Here is a 15137-nt window from a genome sequence, read left to right on the forward strand (position 1 = left end):
ATCAAACAAGCACATCTTATAATGCCACAGCGCACCCCAATTGCGGCATCTCTCCGGTCAGGGTTCCGCAAATTGATGCAAATAACGTAAAACAAGCATGATCAGAGTCGCCCACCGATGACTGCATTTAAGTCTGATTTCCTGAACATTTTACAGGAACGCGGTTTCATCCACCAATGCTCCGACTTTGAGGGCCTCGACGCGCTGGCCGCGAAGGGCCAGGCGACCGCCTATGTCGGGTATGACTGCACCGCGCCGTCGCTTCACATCGGCAACTTCCTGACCATGATGATGCTGTACTGGCTGCAGCAGAGCGGCAACAAGCCGGTCACCCTGATGGGCGGCGGCACCACCATGGTCGGCGACCCCTCCGGCAAGGACGAGACCCGCGCGATCCGCACCGTCGCGGAGATTGAGTCCAACAAGGCCAGCATCCGCGGCGTGTTCGCCAAGGTGCTGCGCTATGGCAATAGCGCCTCCGATGCCGTCATGCTCGACAATGCCGAGTGGCTGACGAAATTGAACTGGATCGAGATGCTGCGCGACATCGGCCGGCACTTCTCGGTCAACCGCATGCTGACCATGGACTCCGTGCGGCTGCGGCTCGAGCGCGAGCAGGAGATGAGCTTCATCGAGTTCAACTACATGGTCTGCCAGGCCTACGACTTCGTCGAGCTGTCGCGCCGTGTCGACTGCCGGCTGCAGATGGGCGGCTCGGACCAGTGGGGCAACATCGTCAACGGCGTCGATCTCGGCCGCCGCATGGGCACGCCGCAACTGTTCGCGCTGACCACGCCGCTGCTCACCACCGCCTCCGGCGACAAGATGGGCAAGACCGCCAAGGGCGCGGTGTGGCTCAACGCCGACCAGTTCTCGCCGTACGACTTCTGGCAGTACTGGCGCAATGTCGAGGACGCCGACGTCATAAAATTCCTCAAGCTGTTCACGATCCTGCCGATCAGCGAGATCAACAAGCTTGCGGCACTGCAGGGCGGCGAGATCAACGAGGCCAAGAAGGTGCTGGCGACCGAAGCGACCGCCCTGCTCCACGGCCGCGATGCGGCGAACGCGGCGGCGGAAACCGCACGGCGCACGTTCGAGGAAGGCGCCCTCGCCGAGAGCCTGCCGACGGTGGAAATTCCGCGCAGCGAATTTGAAGCCGGCATCGGCGTGCTCGCGGCCTTCGTCAAGGTCGAGCTCGTCGCCTCCAACGGCGAAGCGCGCCGCCAGATCAAGGGCGGTGGGCTGCGCGTCAACGATGCCGCCGTCACCGACGAGAAGATGGTGCTGAACAATGCCAGCCTCACGCCGGAAGGCGTGGTGAAACTGTCGCTCGGCAAGAAGCGCCACGTCCTGCTCAAGCCTGCATAGGCGCATTCGGATTTGTCGGTTGCGGGGAACGGCGAAAGCGCGCTCCCTGCCTGCAATGGATCAGAACACGCCACGGGACGAAACGCTCGTCGCACCGCGAAAACCGGTGCGCGTCGCGTTGAACGTGCTGGCGCTCTGCTTCGTGCTCTCGGTGATCGGCCGCGGCCTCAGCGACAGCTTTACGGTCTTCCTCAAGCCGATCTCGGAGAACTTCGGCTGGGACCGCGCGCAGGTCGTGTCGGTCTATTCCTTGACCTGGCTGGCCAGCGGCCTGACCGCGCCGTTCGTCGGCCGGCTGTTCGATCGCTCCGGACCGCGCATCGTCTATGCGCTTGGACTTGTGCTGCTCGGCGGCGCATTCCTGATCGCGGCGCATGCGCAGGCGCTCTGGCAATTCCAGCTCACGGTCGGCCTCTGCGTCGGGCTCGGCACCGCGCTGATCGGCAACGTGCCGAACTCGATCCTGCTCAGCCGCTGGTTCGGCCCGCGCCTGCCGACCGCGATGGCTGTGATCTATTGTGCCGCGGGCACCGGCGTCCTGGTGATGCTGCCGATGTCGCAGGTGCTGATCGACCGCTTCGGCTGGCGCAACACCTATCTCGCGTTCGGCGCGGTCGCGCTCTGCCTCCTGCTTCCGTTGCTCTTAATGCCCTGGCGTCTCTTCGCCACCGGCTCGCCGCATGTGGTCAAGAAAAAGGATACCGCAGCAGTCGAGACTGATTGGACGCTGCTGAGCGCAATGCGCCATCACACCTTCTGGGCGCTGTTCTCGACCTTCTTCTTCACGGCGGTCGCGATGTACGCGCTGACCGCGCAGATCGTGGCCTATCTGATCGATGCCGGCTTCTCGCCGCTGACGGCCGCAACCGCGTGGGGATTTTCCGGCATCGCCACCGTGATCGGCATGCTCGGCGTCACCACGCTCGACGGCATCATCGGCCGCCGGCCCTCGGTGCTTTTCAGCTACGGCGTCTCGATCGTCGGCATCATCTTGCTGTGGCTCTTGCAGTGGCACCCGAACTACTGGCTGCTCACCGGCTTCGTGGTCTGCTTCGGCAGCATGATCGGCTCGCGCGGCCCGCTGATCACGGCAACCGCGCTCAAACTGTTCCGCGGCGAGCGCGTCGGCACCATCTACGGCACCATCGCGATCGGCTCAGGCCTCGGCTCGGGACTGGGGTCATGGAGCGGCGGCCTGATCCACGACCATACCCACAGCTACAATCCGCTGATCGCGTTCGCGCTTGTGAACGTCGTGCTGGGGTTGATCCCGTTCCTCGTTGTACCGGCGCTGCGGCGCTAGCGACTGATGAGATTTGGACTGATCATCTAACCGGAACGCGTCGGATCACCTCCCCCGGAATGAGAAGTCGGATTACGAGCGCCGCGAGAAATCCGGGTGAGGGTATCAGGTCTATCGACGGACCGCGTCCGCTCGCCCGGCGCTACGCGCCGACAGGTCTTAGCTCAACAGCCGTGTCCAGATTGGCAGCCTCCTTTTTGCTCATGGAGGCAACACAACTGCGTCATTCACCTACTTGACCGCTTGGGTCCACTCCGGTGATAAGCCGTCTCTGAGCGCATGCGCCAGCTCGTAGATCGCGTTTTCCAGTTCGTCGCGATGCGCGTGCTTATCGCCAGACACCGCTATCTTACCAACGACCGCCCCAACATCGACCATAGCCTTCTCGACCCAGGCGTTCTCCACCATGCTCAGTTCGCTCCAGTACAGCTCCCAGAATCTGAAGATCGCCTGATTCCATTTTTCGTCGCCGTAAGCGCTGCTGACAAGCTTGGCCGCGACTTGCGATGTCTCCGTATAGAGTTTCAGCTGAAGCTCATTGAATGGCTTCCTAGCTTCGAACAGCTTGGTTGCAGCGAGGTCGCGCTGCGTCCGGATATATGTAATTACGATCCAAACAGCGCCCGCTATGGCGCTCATTGCAGATACGAATAGCGTACCTACTGGCGCCAACTCGCTGAGCAGTTTTGCCGTTTCTTGATTCATATTCACCCCGCTGTGGAACATGCGCGCAAGGGGACTGATTCGCGATTAGGAGCGTTTGTTTGGCCCTCGCTTCGGCTTTGTTCTCGCTGTCTTCTTTATTTTCTTCCGTGCGGGTCGCTTCCGCTGCTTGGGTACCGGCAATGGCAGGCCGGGTTGTTGGGATGCGGATGTGAATTCCAACACTTCAACGACCTTGTAATGAATGTCGCCGTTTGGGGTCGCCGGGGGCGTCACCTCCATTCGTACTCGATACCGATCATCCCTAAACGAACCACCGCGGGTCCACGCATCTGATCCGATCGATGTTTCGGATATGTCGGCATAAATATGCTTGTCCCCATACACAAATCGCCAACGCTCCGCCTTCTCGTCAAAAACGGGCGAATACACGAAGAGCGTTGCAACGACCGTCTCAGGGGGCGGTTCTTCGGGTTCCTTAATTGTATTGGGCGCGTCAGCTGCAAGGACGATATCGCGAACGTCAGCCTTATCGATGCTCGAAACGAGTTTAGCGTCATCACGAAATTCAACGCGAGCCGCCTCATGCATCTCAATAGGAGCAAGAGTGTCTTTTACCGCGTTTAGGACGCGAGGGTTTTCCGCCAGCTTTAGAACATCGGGGTGAACATTGATCGTATTGTGCTCACCGCCAACAATTTGAATAGTAACTTGGGTTTGCGGTCCGTCGGCAGTCCTTGGTACTTCGGATGGCTTAATCGTTTCAACCTGATTGTTCTTCTTCCATTTCAAATAGTCGAGCAACGAACTATTGCCGGCCACACTACGGATCACGCCGATCAACTGAAGGATGTTCTTTGCGGTCTTGACGTAGTCATCTTGCAGAAATGTCTTCGTTACTTCGATAGCGTGCTGGATAACGTCGAAATTGATATGGAAGCACTTGTGCTCGAAGTTCGAGGCGACGACCACCCGCACTCGCGACCTATCGCCGTTGAGGATTGCATTCGATTCTCGGACAAGCCGATCGAATCCCCTCAACGCTGGGACCAGCGCCTCGACGTCGATCGTATGGTCGTCCGGATCGTCCCCGTGATAAGCAACTTGGAATGCTTGGCGAGCGCCCTTGGCACTCCCATCCTCGGCCTCGTCCATTTCCCCGCCTCAAATCTAAAAGGGCCACTATACAACCTGCCGATGCATTAGCCAGCATCCATTTGTTGAACGGGACAACCGATGGACCTTTCCGCCGTGCTGCTCGCAACGCCGATCGCCTAGCCCTTCCGCCTAACTGCCTTCGCCAACGCCGTCCCGACTTCCGTGGCGCGGTTTTTCTCGGACAAGAAACTTGCTCCCTCTCGGCTGTTGTCGCGTCACGGTGTAGCTCAGAGTCAAGGACGGAGGCGGATTTCGCCGAGCCGGTCAAGTAGTCGGCGCCGTTGCAGCGCGGCGAAGCATTCGACGCATGACACGGGACGGCGCGCGGATTGGCAGATATCAAACGAATGCAAAGCTCGCGTGCTCAACGCCCCAGCAAATTGCGTAATGTTCGGCAACTAAAGGACGATCCGCTGATCGCGTTCGCGCTGGTCAACGTGGTGCTGGGACTGATCCCGTTCCTCGTCGTCCCCGCCTTGCGGCGCTAGCGTTTGCGCGCGAGCACGCCCAAGGCCGTCACACTGAGCGCTGCGCCGAACATCAGATAGAACGCAGGCGCAGTCGGCATTCCCATTGCTTCGATCAGCCACACGCTGATGACGGGCGTGGTCCCGCCGATGATCATCTGCGTGAGCGCGTTTGATATCGACAGGCCGGAGGTGCGCAGCCTCGTCGGAAACAGCCCAGCCACCAGCGCGCCGAGGCAACCGAGATTGAGCGCGTTGACCACAGCGAGCACGCCCTGCACGGCGAGCAGTGCCGGCACCGAGGGCGTCGACACCAGAAACGCGAACAGTGGATACGCCAGGATCAGCATCGCCAGCGAGGCGACGAGCGACAGCGTGATGCGGTTAGAGCGGTCGGAGAAGAAGCCGACGATCGGGATCAGCACCACATGAATTGTCCCCGCCAGCATGCTGCCCAGGAAGGCGACCGACGGCGGCAGGCCGAGCTGCTTGATCGCGAAGGTCGGCATGAACAGCACCAGATAGACCGTGACCGCCGAGACCGCGATCACGCCGATGGCGAATGCGATGGTGGAGCGATGAGCTGCGATCACTTCGAGCACCGGCGCCTTGCTCGGCTGCGCAGCCGTGAACGTATCGGTTTCGCGGAGCTGGCTGCGCACGTAGAGACCGACAGGCGCTATCAGGAGGCCGAACAGGAACGGGATCCGCCAGCCCCAGGCTTCGATCTGCTCCGCGGTCAGCGTCGCATTGAGCACCGTCGCAAAGCCGGTCGCCAGCACGGCCACCATCGACTGGCTGGCATAGTGCCAGCTGGCCAGGAAACCGCGCCTGTGATCGTCGCCCTGCTCGACCAGGAACGCCACCGCCGCGCCGTACTCGCCGCTGACCGAGAAGGCCTGCAGCATCCGCGCGGCGATCACGATCACCGCGGCCCACGCGCCGATCGAACCATAGGTCGGCACGATGGCCATGATGGCGGTCGCCAGCGTCATCAGGCTGATCGTGAGCAGCAGCGTCTTCTTGCGGCCGTGACGGTCGGCGTAGGCGCCGAGGATGACCGCGCCGATCGGTCGCACCGCGAAGGGAATCGCAAACGTCGCAAAGGTCGCGAGCAGCGCGGTGGTGCCATTCGCGGCCGGAAAGAACAGCTTTGCCATGGTCACGGCGAGGAAGCCGTAGGCGATGAAGTCGAACCATTCGAGCGCGTTGGCGATCGAGGTCGAGACGATCACCTTCCAGCGATATGCGGGGTCCCGGAAGGTCAATGCCTGGCCGCTCAGCTCTGCCTGGAGCTCAGCCATCGCGCGCCAATGCGCCTTCGATCGCGCGGATCAAATCGAGCTGGCGCTTGACGCCGGTCTTCTCGAACACCTTCTTGAGATATTGCCGCGCGCTGCCTTCGGTGATGCCGAGGCTCGTCGCGGCCTGCTTCACGCTCACACCGTCATACAGCAGCGCCGCGAGTTGCGCCTGCGCCGGGGTGAGCCCAAACCGCAGCTCCAGCAGCCGCTGGTCGACGTTGCGGAGATGAGCCTGCCGCCGCGCCGCCAACAGCTTCGCCTCCAGGGCACCGTTGATGGTGAAGGCGCGCTCGACATGCGGCACCAGCCGGCTCATCAACGCGCGGTCGTCCTCATCGAAGGGACGGCCGTCGGGCCCCCGCGTCAGGCCCACGTCGCGCGTGGTGCCGTCGCGGAGCGGCAGCACCACGACCATGGTGTATTCGATGCCGAGCGGCTTGAGATATTCGCGATAGACCCGCGAATTGTGCAGCCGCTCCGTCGTGGTCGCCATCCGGCAGTGCACCGGCTGCACGCCGCTGCTGCGGAAAGCATAGGTCCGCGGGTCGTCCGCGATCAGCGTCTCATAGCGCTGCACAGGGATGCGCGCGCGATCCGGCTGCGGCAGCCCGACATAGGCGAGGCTCCGCTCGCGATATTCGACCTCGCAGACGAAAGCGTTCTTCGCCTCGAACTGGCCGGCGAGCGAGGTCAGAAAGTCCTGCCAGCGGTCCGGATCGAGTGCGGCCGCATAGAGCTGGTCGATCGACGTCAACAGCGTCTCGTAGTTCGTCTGCGCCATTGCGCCGCGCGGCCCCCAGAATCCAAGCAGCGGTATTTTCGCACGCCGGGTTCGGCGCTGCAAAGGCCGGAAACGCTCTGTCACAAAGATACATCACTCGCGAAAAGAGTGCTCCACCCCTTCACATTTGAGAACTATCGCGCGCGAGTCCCCGCCCCTAATCATCCACGAACCCTCTGATTTGCGGGGGTTAATTGGCGTGGGGGCTGGCTGTGAAGGTGATGTGTCGTCTGGATGGGCCGCGGCCTGCGCCTGCAGGGCTGCCCACCTCGAGGGCGTCAACGCGCCACACCCTGCTGGCCGGCGCATCGGTCGTCGCGCTGGCGCTGGCGGCGATGCAGCCGGCGGCGGCACAGGACGCCACCTGGCTCGCCAATCCCGGCTCGGCCGACTTCAACGATGCCGCCAACTGGACGCCGGCGACGGTGCCATCAGGCACGGCCACCTTCGGCACGTCGGCCACGACCACGCTGTCGTTCTCAAGCTCCTTCACCACGATCGGCGGCTTCACCCTCAACGCGGGCGCGTCGAGCTACACCTTGACCAACGACCAGACGCTGGCCATCAACGGCGCCGGCATCGTCGTCAATGGCGGCAGTCTCGCGATCACCAACAACAATTACTTGGCTCTGCAAAACGCCAGCACCGCCGGCAATGCCAGCATCACCAACACTGGCAGCCTCAACTTCAACGACGGCAGCGCGGCCGGAAGCGCGGCCATCACCAGCAGCGGCTACCTCTATTTCAACAACACCAGCACGGCCGGCAATGCCACCATCGACAGCAGCCGGGTCGTCTATTTCCTGGACTCCAGCACGGCCGGCAATGCCGCTCTGACCAACAGCGGCGTCCTGATTTTTGGCAACTCCAGTACGGCCGGCAGCGCGACCATTCTCAACAGCGCCAATCTGCTGTTTTCCGACAGCAGCTCGGCCGCAACCGCCACCATCACCAACGGCGTCGGCGCGTCGCTGACTTTCCAGGACAGCAGCTCGGCGGACAGCGCCGCCATCACCAACAATGGCACCTTGCAATTCAACAGCGGCAGCGCGGTCGGCAACGCCTCCATCACCAACAACGGCAACCTGTATGTTTCCGGCACGGTCGCCAGCGCAGCGATCACCAACAACAACTACATGCAGTTCAGCGGAGGCTCGGCCGGCACCGCGACGATCGCCAATAACGGCACGGCGTACTTCTACAACAGCTTCACCGGCGGCGATGCGACCTTCACCAACAGTGGCACCCTATACTTTTTCGGCAGCAGCACCGCCGGTAACGCCGCGATCGCCAACACGGCCAGCGGCGTGGTCGATTTTTCCGGCACCACCGGTCCCGTTTTCCGCAAGATCAGCGCCGGCTCGATCGCCGGCGGCGGGACGTTCTATCTCGGCGGCAATGAGCTGACCGTCGGCAGCAACAATTTGTCGACCATCGTCAGCGGCGCGATCGCGGATGGCGGCGGCAGCAGCAACAGCGGCAGCACCGGCGCCTCGCTGGTCAAGACCGGAACCGGCACCCTGACGCTAACGGGTCCCAACAGCTATACCGGCGGCACCACCATCACCAACGGCACGCTTCAGATCGGCGACAGCACCCACACCGGCAAGATCCTGGGCGCCGTGACCAACCGCGCCATCTTCAACCTCGTGAATGCTGATACCAGCGACCTCACGACGATCGCCACCGATGGCGGCACGACGACCTTCCGCAATAGCACCAGCGCCGGCAGCGTCTCAATCTCGATGACCAATTTCGGCAGAACGGACTTTCGCGACACCAGTTCGGCCGGCAACGCCAATATTTCCATCGCGACCGGGATCCTGACTTTCTTCGACTCCAGCACAGCCGGTCACAGCACCGTCACGACAGGCACGTTCGGCTCCATCGGCTTCTACAATACCAGCACGGCCGGCAGCGCGACGCTCAACATCAGCGCGGGCGGTCTCAGCTTCTACAACGGCAGCACCGCTGCCAATGCCAACCTCAACGTTTCCGGAGCCGCTGGCCTCTACTTCGGCGATACGAGTTCGGCCGGCAACGCCAGCATTGTCTTCAGCGGCACCAGCGGCATGAGATTCACGGGCTCAAGCACGGCGGCCAACGCCACCATCACCAACAATGGCGGCATATCCTTTGACACCAATGCGACCGCAGGCAATGCCACCATCACCAACAGCGGCGGCGTGCTTTTTCTCGGTCCCAGCACGGCCGGCAACGCCGCCATCACCAACAACGGTGCGGTGACTTTCGTGGGTCTCGGCCCGACCCTTATCAGCACCGCCGGCAGCGCCACCATCGTCAACAACAACGGCGGTTTCCTGGCTTTCCAGCTGTTCAGCACGGCCGGCAACGCTGACATTATCAACAATCGCGGCGGACTCGTTACCTTCTCCGACAACAGCACGGCCGGCAACGCCGCGATCGCCAACGGCGGCCTCGTTTCTTTCTCGTTCGCATCTGGGCCTGCGGGCGACGGCAAGCTCAGCGCCGGTTCGATCGCGGGTGCGGGCATTTACCAAATCGACAGCGTCGAGCTGACCGTCGGCGGCAACAATCGATCGACCACCGTGAGCGGCTCGATCTCCGGCTCCGGCTCCGGCGGTTCGCTGGTGAAGACCGGCACCGGCACGCTGACGCTGTCGGGCGTCAACTCCTACAGCGGCGCGACCACCGTGAACGGTGGCGTCCTGCGCGTGGATGGCAGGCTCCAGTCGAGCAGCGTGACGGTGAATGCGAACGGCGCGCTGATGGGTACGGGAAGGATCGGCCGCACGACGATCAACAGCGGAGGTTCGCTGCTGGGCGGCAACGGCACCGCCGGCACCTCGCTCGCGATCTCGGGCAATCTCGCCTTCCAGTCGGGCGCGCTCTATCTCGTCGCGGTCGATCCGGCGACGGCCTCGTTCACCCGTGTGACCGGCCGCGCGACGCTCGGCGGCGCAACCGTCGAGGTCTCCTTCGCGACCGGCAGCCGCGTCTCGAAGCAATACACGATCCTGACCGCTAATGGCGGCGTCTCCGGAAGCTTCGCAGCCGACACCGTCAACTCCAACCTGCCCGCCAATTTCCAGACCTCTCTCAGCTACGACGCCACGCACGCCTACCTCAACCTCAGTCTCAATTACGCGTCGGCCGGCCCCCTCAACGGCAACCAGCAGGCCGTCGGCAATGCGCTGAGCAATTCCTTCAATACCAACGGCTCGATTGCGCCGACCTATGCGGGGCTCTCCCCCGCCGGCCTCTCTCAAGCCGCCGGCGAGACTGCGGCGGGATCGCAGCAGACCACGTTCCAGGCGATGGGCCAGTTCATGGGCTTGCTGACCGATCCCTTCGGCGCGAGCCGCGAGACCGGCGCATCCGCACCGCCGGCTTACGCCGACAGCGGACCGGCAAGTGTCGCGCGCGATGCCTACGCGATGTTCACCAAGGCGCCACCAGCCAAAACTTTCGAGCAGCGCTGGAGCATCTGGGCCGCAGGCTTTGGCGGATCGCAGACGACTGATGGCAACACTGCCCAGGGATCGAACAGCGCGACCAGTCGCCTGTTCGGCACCGCCGCCGGCGCCGAATACTTCTTCTCGGCGCAGACTCTCGCCGGCTTTGCGCTGGCCGGCGGCGGTACGAATTTCTCCGTCGTCAATAGCGGCACCGGCCGCTCCGACCTGTTCCAGGCCGGCGCCTATCTCCGCCACACTAATGGTGCGTCCTACATCTCCGCCGCGCTCGCCTACGGCTGGCAGGACGTCACGACCGATCGCACCGTCACGCTCGCCGGCATCGACCGGCTCCGCGCGGAGTTCAACGCCAACGCCTATTCCGGCCGCCTCGAAGGCGGCTATCGCTTCGCCGCGCCATGGGTTGGCGGCATCGGCATCACACCCTATGCCGCGGGCCAGTTCACCACGTTCAATTTGCCGGCCTACGCCGAGACGGTCGTCTCAGGCGGCGGCGCATTTGCGCTCGCCTATACAGCCAAGAGCATCACCGACATCCGGACAGAACTCGGCCTGCGCGCCGACAAATCCTTTGCGATGACCGACGGTGTCGTCACGTTCCGCGGCCGCGTGGCCTGGGCACACGACTTCAATCCCGATCGCTCCATCGGCGCCACCTTCCAGGCCTTGCCGGGCGCGAGCTTCGTCGTCAATGGCGCGCGGGCTGCGAGCGATGCGGCATTGATCACGGCATCGGCCGAGAAGACATGGCTCAACGGCTGGTCCGCGGCCGCGACCTTCGAGGGCGAGTTCTCCAGCGTCACCCGCTCTTACGCCGGCAAGGGCACCGTGCGCTACGCGTGGTGACGGTTCTACTTTGCATGGGGTTGTTTTGCAGATTTCGGTTGCCGCGCCAGGATCGGAAATGGCGTTCAGCTAATTATTGTTCGGCAGCTCGATCTGGTTGTTCTGCTTGCCGGTGTTGAAATCGAAGATCTTGCGCGTCAGGCCCGGTGCCAGCGCCGAGACCGGATTGACGCGGAGCACCGGCGCATTCGGCGTGCCGACGATTTCATAGGTCACGCCGATCAGGCCTTCATTGCTGCCGCCACCGAGGAAGATGCCGAAGAAGGGAATCTGGCCGAACACATTGTTCAGGCCATACATCGGAATGAAGGTGCCGCTCATGCGCACCTGGTTGGCTGCATAGTCGATGCTGCCTTCGATGGTGGCGCCGATGCTCGGCCCCTTCACCACGCCGTCGCGGACGGTGAGCTGGCCGCTCTGCCGCGTGAACTCGGCGCGCAGCGCCGAGAACGCGATGCCGTTGCCGTTGGCGCCGGGGCCGCCGGCCACCGCACGGTCGAGCTGGTCGACGCCTTTCACCGTGAAGTCGCGCATGTTGATCAGGCCTTCGCGCGCGACCGGCTCTGACGTCGGCGGCTCCATCGCGACCACCAGCTGGCCGCCGAACGCCTTGTTGGAGATGTCGGTGAAGCGCAGGAAGGCGCCGGCGTCGTTGGTCTGCAGATAGATCACCTCGCGGGTGCCCTGCGCGCGGCCGCCGCGCAGGTCCGCCGTGACGGGCGTCGCGGTCCCGACCATGCCGGCCAGCGTGAAGGATTTGATGGCGCCGCCGCGGCGCGACATCTTGGCGTCGACGCCGCGCATCGCCTCGCCGTTGAAGCCCTTGATCGCGCCGAGCTTCACGTCGACGTCGAAGTCGATGTTCTTGCTCTTGGCCTTGGCATCGGCGTCGCGTCCGGAGATCGAGGATTTGAGGAAGCCGCGGCCGTCGAACACGTCGCCGCGGATCGTCACCTTCATCACGCCATCAGGCCCGCGATCGGCCCGCAGCGAGGTCTTGTCGCCGTCCGACGGCGAATAGGTCGGGAAGTTCGCGTTGATGACGTCGCCGTTCTGGTCGACCTCGAGCGAGCCCTTGATCGAGGCGCCGCCGCCGTCGATGACGATGTCCTCGAACCGCGTCGACTGCGGCTTCGGCACCACGTTGAAGGTCGCCTTGCCGGATTTGCCCGGCACCTTGACCCAGCCCGGCAGGATGTTGTCGAGCTTCAGCTGGGTCAGGTCGGCCTCGACACCCATCTTGGTGTTGCCGTTTTCGCTGCTCGCGATCTTGCCGCTCAGCTTGATCGGGATCGGACCGCTGACGGCCGGACCGAGATCGATGCCGAGCCGCGCGCGGCTCGCCTCATCGAGGGTTGCCTGCAGCTTGACGTCGGCGTCGCCCTCGGCGGGCTTGCGATAGTCGAGCGAAGCCGGCTGGCCGCTGATCTTGACGTCGCCCTTCACCTGGTAGCCGGCATTGCTGGCGACCACCTTCAGCGTGGTGGCTTCGAGCTTCTGGTTCATCACCAGCTTGTCGATGGCGATGCCGCCGAGATCGGCGGTCACCGAATAGATCGTGTCGGCCTTGGTCAGCTCGCCCTTCACGGGCATGCCGAGATTGAAGAGCGCGGTGACGTTGCCCTTGGCGGCATTGGGATCGATCGGCGGACCGGAGACGTCGCTCAGCCGGTTGGAGGCGAGGATTTCGGCGGCCGCCGGCACCGGGCAGTCGACCCGGAACTTGACCTTCGACGGCGACGGCTTCGGCGCCATGTCAGGGACTTCGAAGGTGAAGTCCGAGATTGTGATCTTGCGGCCGTTGGGCGTGTCCGCGATGCCCTGACCGATGGTCACGGTCGCGGTGCGGCCGGTCACCTTCGCCCGCATGTCGGCGTCGTGCACCGACGGCATCTCGTCGACCGGGCGCACGGTGACGCCGGAGGCGACGATGTTGACGGCAAGCCCGTCGTCGGGGATCGGCGGCCCCTTGCGCGACAAATTGCGTACCGGCGAGTTGACGCCGACCTCGATGCGCTGAAGCGTGCCCTTCTCGATCCGCTCGAGCACCCATTCACGCACCTCGGGCACGATGATGGTCGGCCACATCCGCTTCAACGCGGAAGCCGACATCGGCGTGCCGACGAAGCCGAGCTGCAGGCGCGGCTCGCCGGCATAGTCGATGCTGCCGGTGCCGGCGACGCCGATCTCACCATTGCTGATCTCAGCCTGGCTCAGCAGCACCCGCTTCTTGTCGGTATCGAATTTGAATCCGATGTTGATGCGGTTGAAGATCAGCGGCGGCTCGTTGTCGATGCCGCCCAGAACGATGGTGCCGCCGGAGAGGCCGGCCTGCCACTCATTGACGCTGCCGTTCGGCGGCTCGAGGTGGCCGAGCAGCGTGATCCGGTTGGCGCCGGAGAAGACCTTGATCACCGAGAGCAGCACCCGCCGCCCCGAATCCCACTCGATGCTCATGTCGGTCGAATCGATCGCCATCGGGTAATCGGGCGTGTCGGTGTCGATGATGTTGCCGGCACCCGAGGTGATCTTGCCGCGGAGATAGGTCGGCACGCCGTCGCGGCCGAGCTCGCCCTTCAGCTCGCCCGACAGCGGCAGGTCGGACGTGTAGGTCAGATCCTTGGTCCGCATCGCCAGCAGCAGGGTGCGGGCCGAGACCTTGTCGGCCTTGAGGTCGACCGACCGCACGCCGTTGCTCTGCGGCCCAACCAGGACCCGCAGCGACCAGGGCTTTGCGCCCTCCTCGCCGAAGCTCAGCGCCACGCCGCCGCCGCTCGGGCGGCGCAGGCTGAGGCTGATATTGTCGAAGGTGAACTTGTTGCCGCGCTGCTGGTCGTCGACGACGAGATTGCCGTTCTTGAGGCCGATCTCGTTGAGATTCTGGCCGTCGAGGCCGGTCATGCTGAGGCTGTCGAGCCAGTCGAGACCGGCGAGCAATCCGTTCTGGGCGGTCTCAGGCGTCGCCGGCGTCTGATCCGGCGCAGCCTGCTGCGGCGCCGCCGGCGCCTGTCGCGGGAAGGTCGGCGCGAGGCCGGCTTCCTTCTTCGAGGCGACGCCGGTCGCAAGCGGTTTTGCCGTGTCGCCGGCCGAGACCATGACCTGGCCGTCCGGTGTGATCCGGATCGACAGCTCGGCATCGACCAGATTGAGGCTCTCGGCGCGCAGCCGGCCCATCAGCAGCGCCGTTCCGGACAGCCGGACTTCGGCCTTCGGGGCGCTGGCGACGATGACGTGGTCGCGGTCGCGCACGATGATGTCGCGGATGCGCACCGCGATCCGGATCCGCCCGGCGCGCTCGATCTGGGTGCCGCCGACCTCGACCGTGTTGCCGTGGCCGATATTGTCCTCGATGGCGGCGGCAAGCCACGGCGTCGCCATGTCCAGGTTGATCGGACCGGCGCCGAGCCGCCACCACAGCGCGCCGAACGAGGTCACGAAGATCACCAACAGGACCGACAGCACCAGCGCGATGCGCCGGACCCAGCGCTCGCCGGTCAGCCAGCGCTGCACGCCGGCGAGATAGTCGTTGAAGCGGTGCAAACCGGAATTGGAACGGCGCAGCAGCCGGCGGGCCTGATGGCCTGCCGCCTCATCCTGCTCATCCCACGCAACCTCATCCTCCCAGTGCTGCTGGGCATACTGGTCGGCGCGCGGATATGGCTCCTGCTGCGGCGATGTATTCCTTGCCATTGCCTCTCGGTGCTGGCGTTGAGGTTGATCGCCGCCAATGGGGCGCCCGTCGAGCAAGATCGCGCGCTCCTTTGCCGGCATCGCTGCCAATCCTCG

At 63.9% G+C, this 15137-nt stretch carries 9 protein-coding genes; 4 read left to right on the top strand and 5 right to left on the bottom strand.

Features of this window, described 5'->3' with window-relative positions; all coding sequences use genetic code 11:
* Positions 1-117: 117 nt before the first annotated feature.
* Together tyrS and JQ604_RS17100 are read left to right on the top strand one after the other, a co-directional pair.
* Positions 118-1371: a tyrosine--tRNA ligase gene (gene tyrS, locus JQ604_RS17095; protein ID WP_212358582.1), complete on the top strand. Its 1254-nt coding sequence runs from the start codon at positions 118-120 to the stop codon at positions 1369-1371.
* A 55-nt stretch (positions 1372-1426) separates the two neighbouring features.
* Positions 1427-2674, top strand: a complete 1248-nt coding sequence (locus JQ604_RS17100; RefSeq protein WP_212358584.1) for an MFS transporter — start codon at positions 1427-1429, stop codon at positions 2672-2674.
* A 231-nt stretch (positions 2675-2905) separates the two neighbouring features.
* Here the strand turns inward: JQ604_RS17100 and JQ604_RS17105 are convergent, their stop codons facing one another.
* Positions 2906-3379 carry a hypothetical protein gene (locus tag JQ604_RS17105; RefSeq protein WP_212358586.1) on the bottom strand — a complete coding sequence of 158 codons (474 nt, stop codon included), beginning with the start codon at positions 3377-3379 and terminating at the stop codon, positions 2906-2908.
* A 45-nt stretch (positions 3380-3424) separates the two neighbouring features.
* Entirely contained in the window at positions 3425-4492 is a 1068-nt protein-coding gene (locus tag JQ604_RS17110; protein WP_212358600.1) for a hypothetical protein, read from the bottom strand.
* A 332-nt stretch (positions 4493-4824) separates the two neighbouring features.
* On the opposite strand from JQ604_RS17110, the gene JQ604_RS17115 reads away from it, so the two are divergent.
* Complete coding sequence (locus JQ604_RS17115; protein ID WP_212358602.1) at positions 4825-4983, top strand: hypothetical protein; 159 nt, start codon at positions 4825-4827, stop codon at positions 4981-4983.
* Here the strand turns inward: JQ604_RS17115 and JQ604_RS17120 are convergent.
* On the bottom strand, positions 4980-6266 hold the full coding sequence (locus JQ604_RS17120) for an MFS transporter (RefSeq protein WP_212358604.1): 1287 nt from the start codon (positions 6264-6266) through the stop codon (positions 4980-4982). The genes JQ604_RS17115 and JQ604_RS17120 overlap by 4 nt on opposite strands.
* Positions 6259-7047, bottom strand: coding sequence for a helix-turn-helix transcriptional regulator (locus tag JQ604_RS17125; RefSeq protein WP_212358606.1), 789 nt, complete (start codon positions 7045-7047; stop codon positions 6259-6261). The genes JQ604_RS17120 and JQ604_RS17125 overlap by 8 nt, the downstream gene beginning before the upstream one ends.
* A 221-nt stretch (positions 7048-7268) precedes the next feature.
* On the opposite strand from JQ604_RS17125, the gene JQ604_RS17130 reads away from it, so the two are divergent.
* Positions 7269-11351 carry an autotransporter domain-containing protein gene (locus JQ604_RS17130; RefSeq protein WP_212358608.1) on the top strand — a complete coding sequence of 1361 codons (4083 nt, stop codon included), beginning with the start codon at positions 7269-7271 and terminating at the stop codon, positions 11349-11351.
* 69 nt (positions 11352-11420) lie between these two features.
* On the opposite strand, the gene JQ604_RS17135 is transcribed toward JQ604_RS17130, so the two are convergent.
* Entirely contained in the window at positions 11421-15122 is a 3702-nt protein-coding gene (locus JQ604_RS17135) for a YhdP family protein (protein ID WP_212358610.1), read from the bottom strand.
* Positions 15123-15137: the final 15 nt, after the last annotated feature.

Origin of the sequence: Bradyrhizobium jicamae, from assembly GCF_018130695.1 — a bacterium.
Lineage (GTDB): Bacteria > Pseudomonadota > Alphaproteobacteria > Rhizobiales > Xanthobacteraceae > Bradyrhizobium > Bradyrhizobium jicamae_B.